The organism is Bradyrhizobium sp. IC3195, from assembly GCF_020193585.1.
Lineage (GTDB): Bacteria > Pseudomonadota > Alphaproteobacteria > Rhizobiales > Xanthobacteraceae > Bradyrhizobium > Bradyrhizobium yuanmingense.
On record NZ_JADYVG010000020.1, the window covers coordinates 1 to 18,970 of the forward strand.

13 protein-coding genes and 1 pseudogene are annotated in these 18,970 nt (G+C 57.8%); 3 read left to right on the forward strand and 11 right to left on the reverse strand.

What is annotated here, in order from left to right; genetic code table 11:
• Positions 1-688 precede the first annotated feature (688 nt).
• Positions 689-955 (forward strand): annotated as a pseudogene (locus tag I6F09_RS28675) (zincin-like metallopeptidase domain-containing protein); the annotation flags it as partial.
• Positions 956-2,231: 1,276 nt separating this feature from the next.
• On the opposite strand, the gene I6F09_RS28680 reads toward I6F09_RS28675, so the two are convergent.
• Both I6F09_RS28680 and I6F09_RS28685 read right to left on the reverse strand, forming a co-directional pair.
• Positions 2,232-2,540, reverse strand: coding sequence for a hypothetical protein (locus I6F09_RS28680; protein ID WP_225144526.1), 309 nt, complete (start codon positions 2,538-2,540; stop codon positions 2,232-2,234).
• Positions 2,541-3,387: 847 nt separating this feature from the next.
• Complete coding sequence (locus I6F09_RS28685; protein ID WP_225144525.1) at positions 3,388-3,963, reverse strand: hypothetical protein; 576 nt, start codon at positions 3,961-3,963, stop codon at positions 3,388-3,390.
• A 1,744-nt stretch (positions 3,964-5,707) separates the two neighbouring features.
• On the opposite strand from I6F09_RS28685, the gene I6F09_RS28695 reads away from it, so the two are divergent.
• On the forward strand, positions 5,708-7,054 hold the full coding sequence (locus I6F09_RS28695) for an MFS transporter (protein ID WP_225144524.1): 1,347 nt from the start codon (positions 5,708-5,710) through the stop codon (positions 7,052-7,054).
• 645 nt (positions 7,055-7,699) lie between these two features.
• On the forward strand, positions 7,700-7,909 hold the full coding sequence (locus I6F09_RS28700) for a hypothetical protein (protein WP_225129470.1): 210 nt from the start codon (positions 7,700-7,702) through the stop codon (positions 7,907-7,909).
• Positions 7,910-8,735: 826 nt separating this feature from the next.
• On the opposite strand, the gene I6F09_RS28705 is transcribed toward I6F09_RS28700, so the two are convergent.
• The 9 genes from I6F09_RS28705 to I6F09_RS28745 form a co-directional block, all read right to left on the reverse strand.
• Positions 8,736-10,949, reverse strand: coding sequence for a hypothetical protein (locus tag I6F09_RS28705; protein WP_225189593.1), 2,214 nt, complete (start codon positions 10,947-10,949; stop codon positions 8,736-8,738).
• 543 nt (positions 10,950-11,492) lie between these two features.
• Positions 11,493-11,846, reverse strand: coding sequence for a hypothetical protein (locus I6F09_RS28710; protein ID WP_225189594.1), 354 nt, complete (start codon positions 11,844-11,846; stop codon positions 11,493-11,495).
• Between the two features lie 277 nt (positions 11,847-12,123).
• Positions 12,124-13,365: a cytochrome P450 gene (locus I6F09_RS28715; RefSeq protein ID WP_225189595.1), complete on the reverse strand. Its 1,242-nt coding sequence runs from the start codon at positions 13,363-13,365 to the stop codon at positions 12,124-12,126.
• A gap of 332 nt (positions 13,366-13,697) precedes the next feature.
• The gene (locus I6F09_RS28720; RefSeq protein WP_225144520.1) at positions 13,698-14,579 is read right to left on the reverse strand and encodes a pantoate--beta-alanine ligase; all 882 of its coding nucleotides are present in this window, start codon (positions 14,577-14,579) and stop codon (positions 13,698-13,700) included.
• Positions 14,580-14,782: 203 nt separating this feature from the next.
• A complete protein-coding gene (locus I6F09_RS28725) occupies positions 14,783-16,264 on the reverse strand; it encodes a pentapeptide repeat-containing protein (protein WP_225189596.1) in 1,482 nt (493 codons plus the stop codon).
• An 893-nt stretch (positions 16,265-17,157) separates the two neighbouring features.
• Positions 17,158-17,361: a hypothetical protein gene (locus tag I6F09_RS28730; protein WP_346730134.1), complete on the reverse strand. Its 204-nt coding sequence runs from the start codon at positions 17,359-17,361 to the stop codon at positions 17,158-17,160.
• Entirely contained in the window at positions 17,291-17,575 is a 285-nt protein-coding gene (locus I6F09_RS28735) for a hypothetical protein (protein ID WP_225189628.1), read from the reverse strand. The genes I6F09_RS28730 and I6F09_RS28735 overlap by 71 nt, the downstream gene beginning before the upstream one ends.
• On the reverse strand, positions 17,568-18,281 hold the full coding sequence (locus tag I6F09_RS28740; RefSeq protein WP_225189597.1) for an ABC transporter permease: 714 nt from the start codon (positions 18,279-18,281) through the stop codon (positions 17,568-17,570). The genes I6F09_RS28735 and I6F09_RS28740 overlap by 8 nt, the downstream gene beginning before the upstream one ends.
• A complete protein-coding gene (locus I6F09_RS28745; RefSeq protein WP_225189598.1) occupies positions 18,253-18,924 on the reverse strand; it encodes an ABC transporter substrate-binding protein in 672 nt (223 codons plus the stop codon). The genes I6F09_RS28740 and I6F09_RS28745 overlap by 29 nt, the downstream gene beginning before the upstream one ends.
• Positions 18,925-18,970: the final 46 nt, after the last annotated feature.

The following is an 18,970-nucleotide window of genomic DNA, read 5'->3' on the forward strand; positions in this document are numbered from 1 at the left end:
CGCTGATGTGATCTCGCGCTTTGCGCGCATGCTGATCTTCCCTGCCATAGCCGCCACCGATCTGATTCGGCAGCTCCGCCCCAGACACGACAGGGAAGTTGTCCGGTAACATTTTTAGCGAGGCAATATGGGGGGCAATTTCCCATGTCGCCCGACAATCTACGATGGTGTGGTCCTCAACCGACAATGTCTCACTGATCAGCAGCCTAAACCGTCCGGGTGATCCTGAAGTCGTGACGACTGACAGCACAGAGAGCACGTCTGAGTGGTTGCAGGAATTTCCGTGGCGGATTGAGGGGTGTTGATAGCCCATTATTATTGACCGACTGCGCAAAAGGCCTGTCAGCTTGCGGTAAGCTATGACAGATACAGAGCCCTTGGGATTAACGGGATGTGACAGGGACAGCGTTATCGCTCCAGATCGATCGGCGCCGAGTCACTTTTCCGCTAGTCTCAACGGCAGTGCGGATGTGGTAGGGACTAGTTGGCCTGGCTTCAGCCCCCGGGTCGGTTAGCACCGAGCCGCGCCCGCACTGTTTCTACATCTTGCCCCGACCAATCCCGCTGCTATCTCCGACAAGCTTCGCGGGTACTCTGGCGAAGGTCGGTACATCACCTGAAAAGGTGAGGGCCACGTACTTCCATTCTGCCGCGACGCGCGCAATGAGTGGCGTTGGACACTACATACCGCCACGAGAGCCGCCTGAATCGCGAGTTCGGCCGCAAGCGCTTCGGCGATGAAGGCTATGCCATGGAAAAGTTGGTCGCAGAGCTTGGCGCGGCCTTTCTGTCCGCCGATTGGGCCTGATACCGGAGGTGAGGGAGGGGCACGCCTCCTATATGCCCTCTTAGATCAAGGTGCTGAAGAACGACAAACGCGCGATCTTCAAACTTCGTCCAGCGGGCGGCGGACTTCCTGTATCGGTTTCAGGCCAAAAATTCCGCCGCGGCCTGAGCCGCGGCGGAAATAATCGATCTGGACCTCGTCATTTTAACTCCAAATAGCTCAGATCAAACTCGCCATGAAAGTCGGGGGTGAATACAAGCTCGCGCCATGAGCCCCTTCGGCGAAAAGGATTACCCTCTCCTTGGTGAATAGCCGATGAGAGAGCGAATGAACGAGGAACGAATCGCGGAAGGCGGATTTGCGAGAACGATTCGGATCAACCGTGGCTTGGCACCCGTGCGTGCACCTGCGGCGCCGCCGGTATGCCGTTTTGCAACCCGAGCAATGACCAGTCGTCGGCTCCCATGCCGCCGCAAGACTTCATCGGCCGGGAGGAAGGCGGGTCCTGAAACCCATGAAGCCCCACGACGATCGAGAGCCGCAGGGCCGTTTCGTTCTGCAGATGTCGCGATGCATTGCCTCACGAGCGACGGCCTCGTCAGCTTCTGGAAAGCCTATCCATAATAGGATCAGCTCCGATGCTCAGTCAGCGCCGGTGGGTGGGGCTGCCGCCAGACCGCCGCTCTTCACCGAACCATCAGACGCGCCAGCTCAGTCATCAGACATCTACCGCGGTCTCAACTCTTTCGTTGATCTGCCGTACACACCGCAGCAGATGCAAGACGATGCTCAGTCAGCGCCGGTGCTCAGCCCCGCCGGTAAACCCGCGTTCTTCGTCGGGCGGTCGGGCGTACTCCAGGAGCTTGAGGACATCGGATACCGACTCGACGAGGATTGGCAGGATGGCGCGTCCGATGGTCCGGTGAACCGCGGCGGTCTGGCGGCAGCCCCACCCACCTGTTCAGGGGAGACGCCTAGCGCAGCGTTCGCCTCGACGAGCACTCAACTCTTTCGTTGATCTGCCGTACACACCGCAGCAGATGCGAGACGATGCTCAGTCAGCGCCGGTGGGTGGGGCTGCCGCCAGACCGCCGCTCTTCACCGAACCGTCACAGCCGGTGTCGGATTTCTTACTCGATGTCCTCCCTATCCGCATCCGCACTGCCAATGAAGTTAGCCAGGAGATCGAGAGGCTAACGCACCGGCTTTGCCTTGAGGGCTGTTCACACGAAATGCCTGGTGGGTATTAACGAGAAATCGGCCTTGGACTGATAGGGTAGACTGAGGGCGTAGCTGATCGCTCAGATTCATCCCCGGGGAGATACCATCGTCCGCCGAGAATGAGCAAAGACGGGCTTGCTGACGCCGCTGCCTGCTCCGGACGAACTCGATTCAAAGTCGATTGCGCGCGCCATCGGGCTGGGATGCGCTCGATGCACGATTTCTAAATTCCGCAGCGGGATCTCTCGTGGGCAACCGAGACCGCGGCGAGCCCCAACATCACGTCGCCGGTGAATCCGAAATGGAGACAATAGAGCCACCAGATTGCGCAGCACCGGTCGAGATCGTACATGGCGAGTGCGCGCCTCGTTGCTGCGACCATCCGCGCCATCGGGTTCATTCCGCGTATCATCTGGAAACCTCGGCGTCTCGGGGCCAGCGCTCTCCGTTCAATGACTTTTAGGGCGGTGATGGCCCGCTGTCCGGCGCGTGCACCTGCAAGAGATTCGGAATTAAGATTGATGTTCGCCATGGCGTTCTTTTCCGCGTTTCGAAGCTGCATGCGATCTGTGTCGTAATCCTACGGTTCAGGTGCTGCTTGCAAAACGCCCAGATCTGGTAGTGCCAACTGATAGGATTTCCATCCGATAAATACGCTCACGCGATTGCACTGCCACGCAAAGCCACTTGCGACCGTCGTTCTCGGTTACGCGACCTTTGCTGCCAGCTCCTTGAGAATACCTCCGCGTCCGCAAGTTATTGACGCTCGCACAGGCAGGGCCTACGCCGTTTCCGAGTAAGCCCTCCACGGTCACCGGTTTCGCTGCCCAATTTGCGCGAATCCAGCCGACGTCGAGCGCTGGTTGGCGGCCGAGCCCCGTCTGAGGGCGCTGGCAATTCTCGGTCGCCTCGCTGAGCAACGCCCCAAACAGTTCGGCCCGCAGCACACCATCGTGCAGCGCTTGTTGGGATGGCTCCGACGCAAATCAGCCGAAACGATCATCCCGCACGGCGCAAAGCTGCGACGCTGGCCGCGTGTAATGGGCATTCCGCGACGTCTCCAGTCCCTCCGATTCTGCGCGCCATCGTGGAATCTCGGACTGGCCCACAGCGGGAGCTACATCGTTTAAGCGAAAGTCACACCGGCAGGGGAGGCAATACGGGCGCAATATGGCAGGCCGGATGACAGGCCGGCACCACGCAGATGAAATGGCAAGGATGACCGTGCATCTCGTGGGCTGCCAGGGGGTCCAATGATGCGTACCCACTGGCGGCGCGAACAGTCCACTGTTAAGCGGCGAATGTCTCTCCAGGTAAGGACAACCGAAGTGATCGCAGGCCTCCAGTCCGGCGCGATCGCTTCACCGTCGGGTTGCGTCTCATACCCTTGTAAGCCTAACGAACCCTCCTTCCACTAATTCGGCTTTGTAGGCCCGATTGTTAAGTAGGATTGTGGCGGGGTTATCTGCGGTCGGCATGAAACCTTCTTCGCGCAGCTTGTCCATTAGGGCAGGTGTGGCCCATTGCTGTCCTAGCGGCATTCCGTAGCGCCATTTCTCCGCAAAGAAGGCTCCGAAGTCCGGTACTCCCGCCCGGCCGGCCCCAACCACTTGGTCCTCCGCGGGGTTATGAACAAGACGAACGCGATTGGACTCATCCAAACCGGCCGTGTAGCGGTGACCTTGGATTTCATAGGTCATCGTCGGCTGGTCCGAGTCCGGCAAGAGACCGTGGTGGAATAGCCTCTCAACCATGGCGTCAGGGGCGATTTGCGAACCGTGTGAAAATCTCTGTGGAGCGGCGAATGAGACATCTACCGCTTCCTCAGGTGCGGCAGGTGATGATGGTCCAGCTTCATTCATGATCTGACTGAACAAATCATGATCTTCCTGTGTCCAGATGTGCGCCGTTGGCGATTCCGGTGAACGGGCATTATCGATCGGGTTCGGATCCATAAAGCTCTCCTTTCTGTTATAAGAACAAAGGCCTCTTGAAGATCTGCCCCCAGGGAATGAGCTGAAGTTCGTCACGAATTCAGAGATGGGTGGCTTCGTCATCGAGAGGCCAAGTTCGAATGTTAAAGAGGCTGGCTTTCGAGAAGCTGACAAAGGTCGAAAAAGGAGACAAACCCGCGGCCGCATCTGCCCCCTCTGATGCGATCATCTCCGGGCCAAGTCTCATTCCGCCTGGCCTCGCAGTCGGCGCGCGGGTCTGCGTCGTGCATTGCGTTCACCTGAGCGTAAAGCTGGTTAGGAGGTCCAGGTGATGCGGACCGCGACCAGACTCAGTCTTGCACCGAACATGTGCATTTCGACCTCTGCCCTCGACCCGTCGTTCTGGCTGACGCTTCGAGCCTATGCTCGGGGCCGCTAACCAGAATGGCCACGATAGTCGCGCGAGCGCGAGAACAGACGAGAGCGAGACCTACGTGAGAGTCCGGCAAGCGCGGAGCGAAGTGTTCACCTGAGATAACGAAATCGCTGAGACGCAAACCAGCCGAGACGATCATCCCGAGCACGGCTAAAGGTGCGGCGGTGCCGGTGATCCGGGGACTGCGGCCGCCGCTGCGTGTAGTGGGTAGTCCGCGAAGTCCCCAGTGCCTCGAACCCTGCGCGCCATGATACAACATCCGAGTGACAGCCGGAGCTACATCGGTCAAGCGGAACGCTACGTCCTCAGGTGAGGCAATACGAACCGCCAACTTTGTCCCGGCTGCTATCGACGCTCTGCGTCATGCAGATGGCACTCGTGTCAGGGCGTTGGAAAGAGAATTCACTGGTGTCCTGAATAAGGAAAATCGTCGTAATTCGTGCGCGCGGTGGCGAGGTCGCCGCTGAAATGTCCGCTTCCTCCAAGCGTCCGTTGGCGAAGAACCGTAGGCCACATTCGTGCTCGCCCGTTGCGGGCGCACGAACAGTAGCTCCTGGGGATGCGTCACTGGTTTGCCTTAACAGCTCTCTAAGTGGTTGACCAAGATGTACGCCCCCTGAACCTTTGGCAGCGCTCCCCGAACGACTTGAGATCGGCCTCGTCGGCGTCGGGGCCGAATAGCCGGGCCTTCTCCCCGTCCCGGCTGATGCCCTCGCGCAGGAGATAGCCAAGATGCGCGGGCGAGCGGCGCCGAACGCACGTTATGACTGGACGACCTAGGTCTTGATGGTCGCCAGACGCGAGCGTCCCGCGAGCAGGCGTTCGCCCACTCGCCGGCGACCCGGCCGGGACGCAAAGGTGGAGCACTGATGATTGGTGGATCTTGTCCGCCGCGCGAGAGAGAGCGGCAGGAGCGCTGAGCGGCGGCAAGCGCCTTGGCGACGAAGGGCGTGGCACGCTGACTCCTTAAGGAGCGGACGCAACCTGGCCGAGGCTGAAAGGGCGCGAGACATCGCCAATCGTGTTCGGCGCCCGCCAATTTGTCCCAAACTCGCCAAAGCAGCGCGATGTCTGGGTGCCCGACAACTATAGCAGGTCTCATATTTGTCTTGCCGGGAAGGCCAGCGATCAGATCAAGGGTAAAATGGGCCACGAAAGGCGGGCATTTTTATTGCAGAGCTTACCGTGAGGTTCGTCGTGACACGCTTCAGCCTACATGTGAACAGGCGATGGCCGTGAGGACGAGCTCGGGCAAGTGGAATGCAACTTTGCGCGACCTGTCTGGTCGAAATGTTCGGGCCATGGATCGCGCTCCAGATCAGGTCGAGGATGGCGAGGCAATTTACTCCAGAGGGGCTGGAGCCGGTCCTCGGTCCGGCAGACGAACGCTTGACACGCCGCGCGGTGTTGGGCGCAACCATCGGCAACATTATCGAATTCTACGACTTCGGGACCTATAGCTTTTTCGCAATACAGATCGGTCAGGCGTTCTTCCCGGCAACTGACCAGTTCGTCAGCCTCATGCTGTCACTCGGAACCTTCGGCGCAGGTTTTGTGACCAGGCCGATCGGAGCCATCGTGCTCGGCTCGTATTCGGATCGGGCCGGCCGCCGACCCGCGATGACCGCCAGCTTTGCCATGATGAGCGCCGCGGTCCTGTTATTGGCTATCACGCCATCGTACGAGACAATAGGACTTGCCGCTCCGTTGCTAGCCATTTTCGCACGCTTGCTGCAGGGCTTTGCTCTCGGAGGTGAAGTCGGTCCAACGACAGCCTACTTGATGGAAGCCGCCCCCACCAAAGCCCGCGGTCTTGCGGTCTCCTTTCAGCCCGCGAGCCAACAGGTAGCTGCGACGGCCGGAGCGTTGGTTGGAGAAATACTCTCGCTCACCATGACAAGCGAAGCGCTCAATGCGTACGGATGGCGGGTCGCGCTGTTGCTCGGCGCGGCTACGTTGCCGTTTGGACTTTGGTTGCGGAGCGTCCTGCCCGAAACGCTGCACCGCCCCGAGGCGCCGGTTCTTGTCACCCAGCCCGAGGGGCGACCACCTACCGATCGCCGCATCATGAGCTTGGGATTTGTCATCTTGGCCAGCTGCACGATCACGACTTATGTTACGGGATACATGACGACCTACGCGTTGAACACCCTCCGCGTTTCCACGCCTCTCGCCTTTGCTACTACGCTCATCAGCAACACGGTCGGAATTTCTGCAGCACTGCTGGGCGGCCTGCTCGCCGACCGCGTAGGCCGTCGGCGTATCATGATATGGCCGCAGGTCACTGCATTACTGATGACCTATCCGGTATTCTTGTGGATTGCAGAGAGCCGCAGTGCCTTGGCACTTCTAGGAGGTCTCGGCGTCCTCACCCTGATCGGAACGATTCCGTATAGCGCCTTCTACGTGAGCATGGCCGAAGGTTTGCCCAAGTACATTCGTGGTCGCGCGTTCGCGACGATCTACGCTTTTGCGATAGCGATTTTTGGAGGCACAGCTCAACCGATCGTCACCTGGCTCATCCACCTTACCGGGAGTGCACTCGTGCCCGCCTGGTACATGCTCTTCGCGGGCGCGGCCGCGCTTTGTGCCATGCTTATGATGCCGGAGACGGCGCCACTCAATTATGTGCCCGACCATAGACGAATGGCCGTAACGCCGCGACCGCTGCCCTAGTCATGCCCGAACAGGTAAGGATGACATCTATGATGTCCGAAATGCGAAACATCGACCCGGAGGACGGGTATGGGGCCACCACGTAAAAGCAATCTATCCTGAAAATTCGAGCAGCTTTACATCGAGCAGGAGCTCCTGTCGGAGCGCAGCGTCTCCGTCTGAAATGACTTTTCCCCATTTACCCTATCTTGGCCGATGCGGCAGTTGCACGATCGGCGGATGTCACCGAAAGGCTGTAAGTGAGCCGTCACTCTGATCGTCGTTTAGAGAACAAGAAGGCGCGGCTTGTACTATCTACTAGCGCAAGTACGGCATGAGGATGCGGCCGCTGTCGGAGCAGCGGCCGCACGAGGGTCAATCCTCATCTCTGCTTGATATGTTTCCCGCTGTCAGTGCTGGACGCACGAGGGATCCGTCAAGCAAAAAAACAGATCGCAGATACCATTCAACGGGTCATCCACGCACTCAGGATATGATGTATCGGCTACCGGCGCACTCGCCGCAACCGGCTGCGCGGCAACGTTTGCAGCAAAAGGAGGCATTACCGCCGTTGCAAGCGCGAGGGCGCTCGCGGTCACTAACACAGACTTTTTCATTCGAGATATAGCTTCCCTAGGTTAGCCCCAGCCGCCCTCGAGGGTCTATATGACCACGCTGCAAGCGGTAAAATTGATTTTCTTGATCAGATCTATTGACCGAATGGATAAGTACGCAGCAATCGACGATCGGCTCATCGATGCGATGGGCGACGAGTTTCAAATTTGGCTGAAGCAACGGCTGGCCGAAGCGGGTCTGACGGACGATGCCGAGGTTAAATCGTCAACGAGATCGCCTGCGAGATCAAAAGCGAGATGATGCACCGGGTGCTTAGGGAGCACGGCATCCAGCTGTAAAAGCTCGGCCAGGCCCGTCTTACGGATTGCTGTCGCGAGCTCGCGCCATGACTCGATGAACAGTCCCACCAAGCTGATCGTGCGGCGCAGCCTGCTCTTCCGACGGTGCCACCGTTGCTCACTCGTGGCGGCGAGTGAAAAAAGCAGGGAAATGACTGACCATACGCCGGTGTACTGAAATTGTCTCCGCGGCGCCCGGCGCCATTGCAGTTGAAACGAAGAAGCTCCGACTTACTCGGATTGAGACCCTCAACGAAGAACGACAAGCCCAGCATCCTTTTGGGGGGCCAAGGAGGCGTGATGCTGGGGCCGTCGTAGGCTGATGCTAGAGTAGCAAACAGGCGGCGTTATTGTGCACCGCCCGGCTTGATTCGTCAAAGCGGCCGGGACGCTCAGCTCCCGTACATCCGGACCATCCGCGATCCGTTGAAGCTCGCCCGAAGAGTTTGCGCGCCAGTTCGCCGCGGGGAGGCTGGTGAAAGCACTGTGACACCGGGCGTATCGCCGCCAGCATCTGGTATATCTCCCGCCTGCAATAGTCAGCGGCCCAGCTTCTCGTCCGATCGCCGATGTTCGCCACAGCAGAGAATGGCAGCTTGCTTGTACGACGACCGACCATCCTCCGGATCGCCAGCCGATACCCCTCCGTAAGCAGTGTTCTCTCCCAGGCTCCAGCCTTCTGTGAGCTGGAGCCCGACGACGCTCAGCGCAGCTCAGGCAATCCGCCGAGCCGGTCCGAAAGGCATGAACTCACGCCGACGGCTCACCGCCGCAAGACAACCAGCTCACTAGATCCCCAGTCGAGCCATCTGAGCTGAAGCGTGCTCCGGGTCGGGAAGGGGCTGCCACGGCTGGCCAGCGGCGGTGCTCAACAAGGACCTACAGAACGCAGGAGTAAGCTTGCCGCGGTGGATCACGACGTTCTCGTGCCCCTCGGCGGCTCGAGCGTTCTGCCAGTGCTGATTGTAGCCGCGCTGTTCGTCAGACTTCACGTGGCAAGCGGCGAATTCGCGATCGCCCAGCGTTGCCAATTGCCAGGCATGTACCGGCCGCTTGGTATGGATGTGTACCCACATCGGCCTTGGCGTCCCGCCATTGCTCAGCGCCATGGGCTGTAGCTTGATTTCGAACAGCGTCCCTGGCTCTCCCTTCAAGGCGCGAGGTGGATCCACTGACGCCAGTTCCCCCGCTGCCCGCAACTGTGCAAGGTATTTCTGCGATGGAAACGCATAGGTCTTCATGCAATCGCTCGTGATTGCTGCCTTTCGCGCGCTCAATGACTTTGCCTGCCCCTGAACCTCGGACCCCATCCTTTGAAGCCGGACTATCTTTTCGTGCACTTCGGGCACCTGCGCAGCCGTGAGCATGCCCCGTCGGCGAGGCTCCTCCAGCGCGACTACACAGGCCTCAATCTCGGAGGACTGCGTCTGCAAGCGCTTGATCACGCGATTCAGGACATGTTCGGCGTCCTCGGGCTTCATCTGGCGCGCTTGCGAGACGGCGCTTTGCTGAGCCCGCAGATCGAACTGCAGCAGCTCGTCCAATCGCTCAAGTAATCCCGGCAGTGCCTTCCTGGAGGGCGGAGCCTGCCACATCTGGAGGTGATCGGTCGCAGAGGATGACGCAGCTGCCTCCTCCGGCGTGGCGAGTTTCTTTGTACCGAGATCCGAGAGCACGATGACCTTGCCCGTGGGGGCCGTCGTGACATCGGGCCTGGCGAGTTGCGCCGCAGGCGGGCTGGCCGTCGAACTCCCCTCGCCTGCGGCTGCTCCGCGCCTTGCTTTGCCCTTTCTGCGCACTGGAGTGCCTTCACCCACCAGGGCAGTGTTTTCTGGCAGCGCAGCCCAAGCCGGCGGTTCAATCGTCACTTCCGTCTTTGGCTGCAATGCCAGCAGCCGCATGACGTCGTTCGCCGTCACCCACGCACCGTCCACGATCTCGCCAAGCAACTGCAAAGGAAGGTCAGCTTGCGTTCCAGCCTCCCTCAGGGGGGCAAGCATGCCCCTCAGTTGGGATGCAAATTCCGAAAGCCGTTCCATCACTCCTTCCAGAACGGCGCGGTGCTCGGCGTCGAGCACCGCTCCTCCGCGAACGGCGTCGCCCGTCGAAACAAATGCCGGAAAAACATCTCCAACAAAAGTCCCGAGCAGACGCACCCTCCCGCTCTCGTCCATGAGGGCGGCTCGCGCCTCTGGTGCTAACGTGCTCGCTTGCGACTCAATCAAGAGCTGCGCGAGAGCGATCCGCGATTGCAGATACATACACTTGGTAGTGAGCGCCCAGCCCGTATTGAGCCTGAGTTCCGCCTCTTCGGCCTTGCGCATCTCGGGCGTGCTGCTTGGCAAGTGGGCAGTAGCCGCACAGACTGACTGCATCCGCTCGAAGCGCAGCGCCTTCTTTCCCCACCACTCCATGCAGGCAGCATATTGGTTGGCGACGCCCGCAACGACGCGGCTCAGCTGCTCGGGCGGAGCGGTGTCTTTGACATGGTCGAGCAGGGCTTCTGCTTTCTTTCTCCTGTGCTCAAGTGGGTACAGAATCTGGGTGGCTACTTCGTTACATTGGTTGCCCGCATCCAGCGTGTCGTCGCGGAGTCGGCGAGCCTGATCGTCGGGCAGGATACGACGCGCCAAATGGGACGGCAGATTCGCGTAATACTCCAGAACTGTTGAGCCTGCTTCGACCACTCGATCGATCAGCTCTTGCGCCTTTTCCAAGTTGCAGCGTTGCGTGGCCGCTCGACGGCAAGCTTCAAACTTCTCAAGCAGGCTGTCCAAATTTCGCTTTGCCGCCTTGATCTCGTTGCGCGTTGGCGCCGCCATATCTGAAGCCGCAGTTCTGTCTTGAGGCCCGGAGCGCATCCGCTCCAGGACGGCATCGAAGGATTGACCGCGTTCCCCAGGGAAGAGACCAGGCTCCAGGCTCGAACGGCTCAATTCCCCGGCGCTGTCGGCTCCCGCCGCCTCACCCTGTGATGAATCAGCTCGGCCAATACCTTTCATACTTCATCTCCGAATAGTCGAGAGTGCGCAGCCTGTCTGGATAGGCCCCCCAGCTGACGACTAGCTGACCAAGAGCATTCATCTGGATGCACAAGAAAGAAGATCTCGCCTTGTGTTCGACTTCCATCGCAGCTCCTCGTGTTGCTGAACTAGCCGCATCAGTGCCGGTGTGATCAGCTGGGACGTGACCGGGGCCCGACCTGCCCTGCCCGCGAGATAGTCCCGCCCAAATGCGGTGCCTCGGTGCACGCGAACTGGGCCAAGTCATCCCCAACCGCCTCCTGGACGGCAATTTTGGCCAAGCAGGAATGGCTAGCGTATGTCTATCGGCAGACCTGCGCTCGCAACACGCGTCCCGCTATCCAGCAAACAGACTTCGACCGAAGAGCTTACCAAGTCACCAGCCATACACGGGCGTGGCGAGACGCCGGAGGCCATCAGCAACAACATTCTCCAGGTCCGAACTGAGCAGAATCGACGTTGCGCAGCCTTCAAACTACATCTCGCCAAAGCCGGGCCGCGCCGAGGCCGGTTAAATCACACTCATAGAAATATGGCAGCGAGCGTACCAATCGTACCGAACATCAACCCTATCAACGAACCGGCTGTCGGCACGTCTCTAAAGAGCAGGAGGGTAAGCATCGGTTCCACTACCAGAATCGCTCCCATCGATATCGCGACAATGATCCAGATATTCTTCAGATGCATGTAGCCCAGCGCGTATCCGAACACGAGGAGGATGCCGCCGAACGATATCAGGAGAAACATCGGCAACAGCATTGCCAGATCACCGCCGGCCTTTCCAAATTGCCGTGAGGCAATCAGCTCGGCGAATATCGAAAGCGCTTCTCCAAGGAAAATCGCTGCCACCGCTACAATCTTCAACATCAAATTCATCAGCGTCTGCGGTCCCGGCTACCCAAGGCAGCCCGGAGACGCGGCATCGGAGTTACCGTGGCGGTTGGCTTTTCGGCGTCAGGCGCTTTGCAAGTCGTCCGCGCGCTACACTATCGCTCTTCACGTGTACTTCGAACATCTGCCCGGCTGATATAGATTCCTACATGCAGCCATTGTTTCGCGCCGACCAAACCATCTTCGCTGCTTGCAGAAGCGAAGATGGTTCAGGACGGCCCACCCCACCGCGTGCCGGCTGCCAGACCGGAGCGATCAGGGCCTAGGCTGCAATCCGCACGGGGAGAGCGGAATAGCCGTGCACGAAGTTGGACGCAATTCGCTCGGGTTCGCCGACAACCTTGACCTCCAGTCCCGCACCCAAAATCTCTTCCCAGAGGACTCTCAACTGCAGTTCCGCAAGATGTCGACCAAGACAGCGATGGATACCAAATCCGAACGAGAGATGCTGCCGTACATTCTTGCGGTCGATGACGAAACTGTTGGCGTTCTCAATGATCTCTTGGTCCCGGTTGCCGGAGATGTACCACATGACGACCTTGTCGCCCTTCCTGATCTGCTTCCCGCCTACGATGCTATCGGTCGCGGCGGTGCGGCGCATATGTGCGATCGGCGTCTGGTATCGAATAATCTCGGACACGGCGCTCGAGACCAGCTTGGGATTGTCGGTTAGTTTTCTCAGTTCGGAGGGGTGCTGACTCATGAACAGGAGGCCGCCGGTAATCGAGTTGCGCGTGGTGTCATTCCCCCCAACGATCAGCAGAATCAGATTCCCGAGAAACTCATTCGGCTCCATATGGCGTGTGGCGGGCGAATGCGCCATCAAGGAAATCAGATCGAGGCGCGGCTCGGCATTGATGCGCTCGTTCCAAAGCCGTGTGAAATAATCCAGGCACTCGGACAAGATTGTGCTTCGCTTATCCCAGCTGTCGATCGCATGCCCTGCTTTCGGAGTTCCAACAGCTACGTCTGACCAATAGGTCAGGAGTCGCCGATCCTCAAATGGAAAGTCGAACAACGTGGCGAGCATCTGCGTCGTCAACTCGATGGAGACCATCTCCACCCAATTGAAGGCATCATTGCGCGGCAAGCCGTCTAGAATCGCCCTGACCCGAGAGCGGATCAAGATTTCGAGTTTCGCCAAGCTTTCCGGTCCGACTATCGGACTCACGGTATAACGCTGCTCGGCGTGCTGAGGAGGTCCCATCTTGATGAAACTCTGGGTCCAGTGCTCGGCAGGCACGTCGACAATAGTGACACCTTGCTCTGACGAGAATGCTTTGTGGTTTGTGTCTACCGCTACGATATCCCGGTATTTCGTCAGGGACCAATATGGGCCATGAGGGCTGTCTTGACAGTAGTGAACGGGATCTTCCCTTCGCAACCGCTCGAAGCACCCCCATATGCTGTCGTCTTGAAAGCGCTTGGCCTCGCTTACATCCAGATTTCTTAGCGGGATAACACAAGCGTCGTCAGCTCTATAATCTTCCAATCGCCTTTCCATATCATCTCCGCAGATTCTGCTCTCGAGAGCTTACGGATCCAAAGGTCGCGATTCACCGTTTTCGAGCTGCCGTGACGTTTGGCTGCGACGGGCCGCTCGAGCAGACTATCTCAACGTGCGGCTAGCCGACCCTACCATATTGGGCAGTTCGGTTTGGATTGACTTTTTCAAGTCGATCTACTCAGTGGATCGTGAGAGCTTCACCGCTGGTGGGACGATGGCTGTGCGCTTGGGCAGCGCAAAGCGGAATGCACAGTCATAACGTAGGCGCTGCGTTCAGGCGCGGCCGGGTGGCTACTCTTGTCAAAATCACGACATTCATAATCGTCTGGCTAGGACTTTTCAGGTAGATCGATCCAGATATCCGGAGCGCCATTCAGGAGTGTATCCTGATCCGGAACGTAGATATTATCGAAGACCCTGAGGCCATGAGCCGTTGCCGCTGCAACAATTATGAAGGGGAGCTTGACCTGCTCCAGGTCTTCGAAGCTATCAGCGCCAACAATGCGAACAAAATCGAGTTTAAACTGTCGGAACGCTATTTGAGTTGTAGCCGACGCGACAAGATCCTTGACGCTCGACGCCCCTTGGGCGATCTCTTTCCTCGAATGGTTGAGGGCCGTGAAGAGGCACGAAAGCTCATCAAGCTCGGATCGGCTAAATCTTCGCAAGCGCGACGAAATGGGCACTCCGTTCCTGTATCTCACGGTCGGCACAAATCGTATCTCACAATCAAGAAGCAAGTCTGCGACAGCGCGCTTCACCAGGATCGCCTGACCGATATCCTTGAGACCGAAGTAGCTGCGAGTTGGTCGCGCATAACAAATCCAGCGGATTGCCCCCGTAACGGCTTCCTTCAAGTACGCCTCAGGCCCATCTAAACGCAAATGATAGTCGCCTTGCGATACGAACGTTCGATAGCCAGGCGGGAACATTTCGGTGTCGTTCGAGGAAATCACGGCAGTTGCTCCCGCACGTAGGGCAAGTCCAATATCAGCGTCCAAATCGAAATCGTAGCTCCCACCTGGTCTAAGCTGAGTCTTGTTCGGGTAGACTGTGACAATCGCGACGTCATTCTCCGATGCCGCTCTTCTGATCAGTTCTGCATGCCCATGATGCAGGGCGCCTAGGGTGTGTACCGTCCCAATACTCTGACCTGTTCTCGCCACCTCCCGGATGAACGCTTTGCCTGCGGAAAGACATCCCAGATGCATTTTCTTACTCCAGTTCTTTTAGACGCCGAAAGAGTGGTCTGATCGGTCGGATCGCAGAAGGTAGGCCCTGGGTGTCGTATTGGCCGCGCACGCCACCGAGCCCCAAAGAGCTTTAACGCCCGCTCACAGCTCGGACCACCGCACCAAGCTGCTCTAAGCTCACCGACATTGTACGCCATTCTATTTTGCGATTTCCAAAGCCGTCAGGTCGAGCCTTCTCGACCACGTCTGATCAACGATGAGAATTCAGCCAGATAGCTTGATGGCTCGCGCGGCTGATCAGCCTTCAAAGCGGTCTGCAGTCCCGGACATCGGTCGGCAAAAAACGGTGGCTCGAATGTGGTTATCTTAGCGCCCGAAAAGTCGACCTTTACGAAGCTGGCCTGGAACGGCGATATCCCACTCAGATTCGCGTCGCGCAAGGACGATTGGTTCATGCGAACGTATGCGACGCGCGTTGCCTCCAGGTTGGTGTCGGTCATTCCCGCGGCGAGATATGCCTGAACGAGATTGGATCCTTCGAGATTTGCGTGATCCAATGCCATTGATTGCGGGGGATCACCGGTCATCATCGACCTGTAGAGGTAAGCCTGGGATAAGTCTGCATATTCAAGATCGCAGTCGCGCACAAAGGCACAGCGGCCACGAAAGCCCGTCAATTTGGAGGCTCGCATTGTGCTCTCTGTAATTGAAATGCTTTCGCCTGATGCCCGAGACAGGTCCGCTCCATCGAGCTGACAGGAATGAATAGAGGCACCGTCCAACACAGCACCGATTAGGTTCGCGTTGGACAAGCTTACGGACAGAAGCCGCGCCTTGGTCAAGTCTGCCTGCTCAAGCTCCGCACTTGAAAGATTTGACAGGTGAACATCAGCGAAGGGAGCGCTCAGGGCCCTCGCCGCAATGCGGCCGCTCACCTTTGAGAGTCTCAGATACGGAAGATGAGCGCCTTCTAGGGCGAGACCGTCGACCGAGGTGGGACGCAAGATCGATAAACAGTCCCCCTTTGACTGGAAGAACGAGCAAGCCGCCAGGTGCGCTTTCGTGATCGTGACTTGGCTCAGCTTGGCAAAGCGGAAGGAAGCGGAAGGAAGGAAGCATTCATTAATGGTCGAACCCTGTAATTCCGCGCCATCAAATACAGCATCACTCGCGTCGCACTGGTAAATGAGAAGTCCGCTTAGCATCGCGTTGTCAAAGCGTGTCCTTTTCATGCTGCAACCGTGAAACAGACTGCCGGTTGCATCAATTACACTGCGCAGACTGGCATCATCGAAATTGCAGACCTGCGCTGCAATCGCGTGCATATACGCAAAATCGAGCTTGGCCCCGCGGAAACTTGCCCTCTCTAGCCCTGGGCAGATAAGGTTTGCCCCAGAAAGGTCTGCCCGATCCAACTTTGCTCCGTAGAGCTGCGCACGATTGAGGGTACAGCGTCGCAACGGGAAATCTGACAGGTCGTGACCGTTAAAGTTCTCGGAGGATAGCTGCAAACCAATCCCAGTCCTGCTGATCGCCTCCTCGGTTCGCCTCCCGACAGCGGCCACTGCGCGCAGCCGATCGGCAGCTCGGCTCCAGTACCGAACAAACTCGCCATCTGATGAAAGTTTGTTTTTCGACTCTGACCAGTGCTCTGCCCCTTCATTTGTGGTGCACTCGCTATCAGCGCCGATTGTTTGCGACATGTCGACGATTCCGTATTGCCCGGTTTACGAGGGGGCCTGTTATTGACCTCTTTTTGGTAGTCCTTGGAGTTACGCTATGCGATTTGTGGCGAACTCGTCGGCGAAATGGCGACAAGATGCGTCGATGAGACACCTATTGTGTCGGTGGCCTCCGCAGCCGGCACGCTTGAGCACGTCAGCCGAATTCTCGTCATGCGTCCCCACTGCCGCTCGCTGCCATTGTTTATCGAGACCGGCAACGCTGGCAGCGCAACGGTCGTTTGACAGTGCCGATATGTCCAGAAGTTGCGATTTGGCTCGTCAGCTCTTATAGGCAAATCCACATCGCTCTCCATCAAACCGAATGCGAAGAATTCAAGGTCTTGCTTCTTTTTCAGAAATGGACCCACGGCTTGCCGGCGGAAACGTGACCATTCACAGCGCTGCTCTCAGCCTTTCCTCGGCATTACATCAATTTGATAGCAATGACCGTGCCAGCCGCATCAGTCGTATTAATGGCTGAGTAGGCGTCATGAAATCGATATTGACGCCGAATGTTTAGAACCTGACAAACACGGTCTCATTGTCAGAGACCGCACCATCATCGCAAGGCTATCGTGAACGCGACAATTCCGAGCTCTTTTGCCAGAGAGCAAGAGCCGTAATCCTTGCGGGCACCCATCGATCACTTGCAATCCAACACTTGCGGATCGCCGACCTCACGGTTAGCGAGTGTTCGAACTCGGCTAGTCCTGCTCCGCGCGCCCGCCGGTCCATCTAAATGGGAGCCCGGGCCACAGCTGTCCTGGTCGAGCGATGATCGAGCGCGCAATCGTCACCAAATCGGCGCGCAAGGCGAATGCCCGCGATCGGAGATAGACATTTTTATGATAGAGGATCGAATTCGAAGGCATTCACGCGATGCCTTCTTCGAGGATCGTAGATAACTGACCTATCTCTTGCTCGCGCACAAGACGCGGCATGGCGGCGACAAGGCTCTTGGTATATTCAGACAGTGGATTACGAAATATCTCTTCAGTGGGGCCACTATCGACGATTCTCCCCCGGCGCATAACTATGACGCGATCGCTGATATGACGAACAACAACTAAGATCATGCGAGATAAAGAGATAACTTATGACCTCGCCTCGTTGCATGACGAGGATCTCATCCGCCACGCGGGAGACCACTGCCAGATCATGACTGATCAGGATCAGAGCCTTGCCCCGTTTTTTGGTCTCCTCGAGCAGTGCCAGCACATGAGCTTGCGCCACGTTCCGATTGTCTTGGGGGGTTGTTTGATGGTGAAGCCTGACGCCGAAATCACTCATACCTCGGGTCCGCGCGGACGTAACGAAGGGCTGCTCGAGCACGCGCGTGAACTCGTTCAGAACGACTTGTCCGAAAAAGCCGGACAGTTCGAGAGCCAGAGCAAATGTCGGGAGAACGAGTCCCATCGGCGAGCTTTCTCCGACAACTGGAAAAATGCGCAAGTTTACCGCGAACACGACGAGCATAGTTGTAGCTAGCCAGTAAGGCGGCGCGGTTGCCAAGAAGATTTGCGCGCCGCTTGAGCAGCTTCGACCATATGTTGTCTCTGCCGGCGATCAACAGAGTAGTCAAGATCGCAATAACCCAAGCCATCAGCAGCGCGGCGATCGCCAGAACAATGGTGGGGCCAATCTGTTCTGCGATGATCGCCGCGACGGGTCGATGCTGCTGGTATGATTCACCAAGATCTCCATGCAGGATTCGTAATATGTATTTGCCGTATTGAACGGCGAGCGGTTGATCAAAGCCATATTTCGCATTGATCGTTGCGAGCTCGGCCGCAGGTGCCGGCCCGACGTCGCCACTCCTCACATTGATGACGATCTGCGCGCGATCGCCGGGCATCAAGCACTGAACTAGGAACGTAAATGTTGCTGCAGCCCACACGACGGCCACACCGGATAAAATACGGCGCGCGAACCAAACAAGCAGGTTGTGGGATACGACCTTCACGGTGTCATTTCTTCTCGTCGAAATGAGCGTCATAGAAGACGGGCTCGCCCACTGACCCGTGGTCCAGCCACACGTCTTTCAGGCGCGGGGTGGTGGCCAAAGTCACGTCCAGCACCGTAAGGCCTATCACAGGAGCCTCATCCACGATCTTCCGTTCCGCCTGCTGATAGAGGCCGGTACGTTCAGCGCTATTGAAATCCTGCTCCGCCTTTTGGATCAGCTCCCAAAGTGTCGGATCCTGGAAGCGCGATGGATTGAAGCGATTGGGCTCGCCATTCTGGTCCGGCTTCCAGGAAATTCGGAATATCTCAGCGCCGGGTGCAACCCAATAAAGAAGCACGATCTCATAATCGTTGGGCCCTAGGTTTTTTCCGGCGAAGAAATCAGCAGGATTGGTGGGTTGAAGACGTACGTCAAAACCGGCTGCTCTTGCCTGCTGCTGGATAACTTGCAAGGCTTGCTCGCCATCGAGCTTCAGAAACGCGTACGAATAGGAAATGCGCACGACGAGCAAATTGCCGTTCTTGACACGAACGCCGTTAAGGTTGCGCTCGGTCCAACCCGCCTGATCAAGCAGCTGATCGGCTTTCCGAATATCGTACGCATAGGACTGCCCGAGCTCACGCAGGTATTCCGGCGAACTCTGACTTAGCGCATCGTTGCCTTCAAATGGCAAAGAGCCGAGGAAGGATGTGTCGACCGCGGCCTTTCGGTCAGTAGGT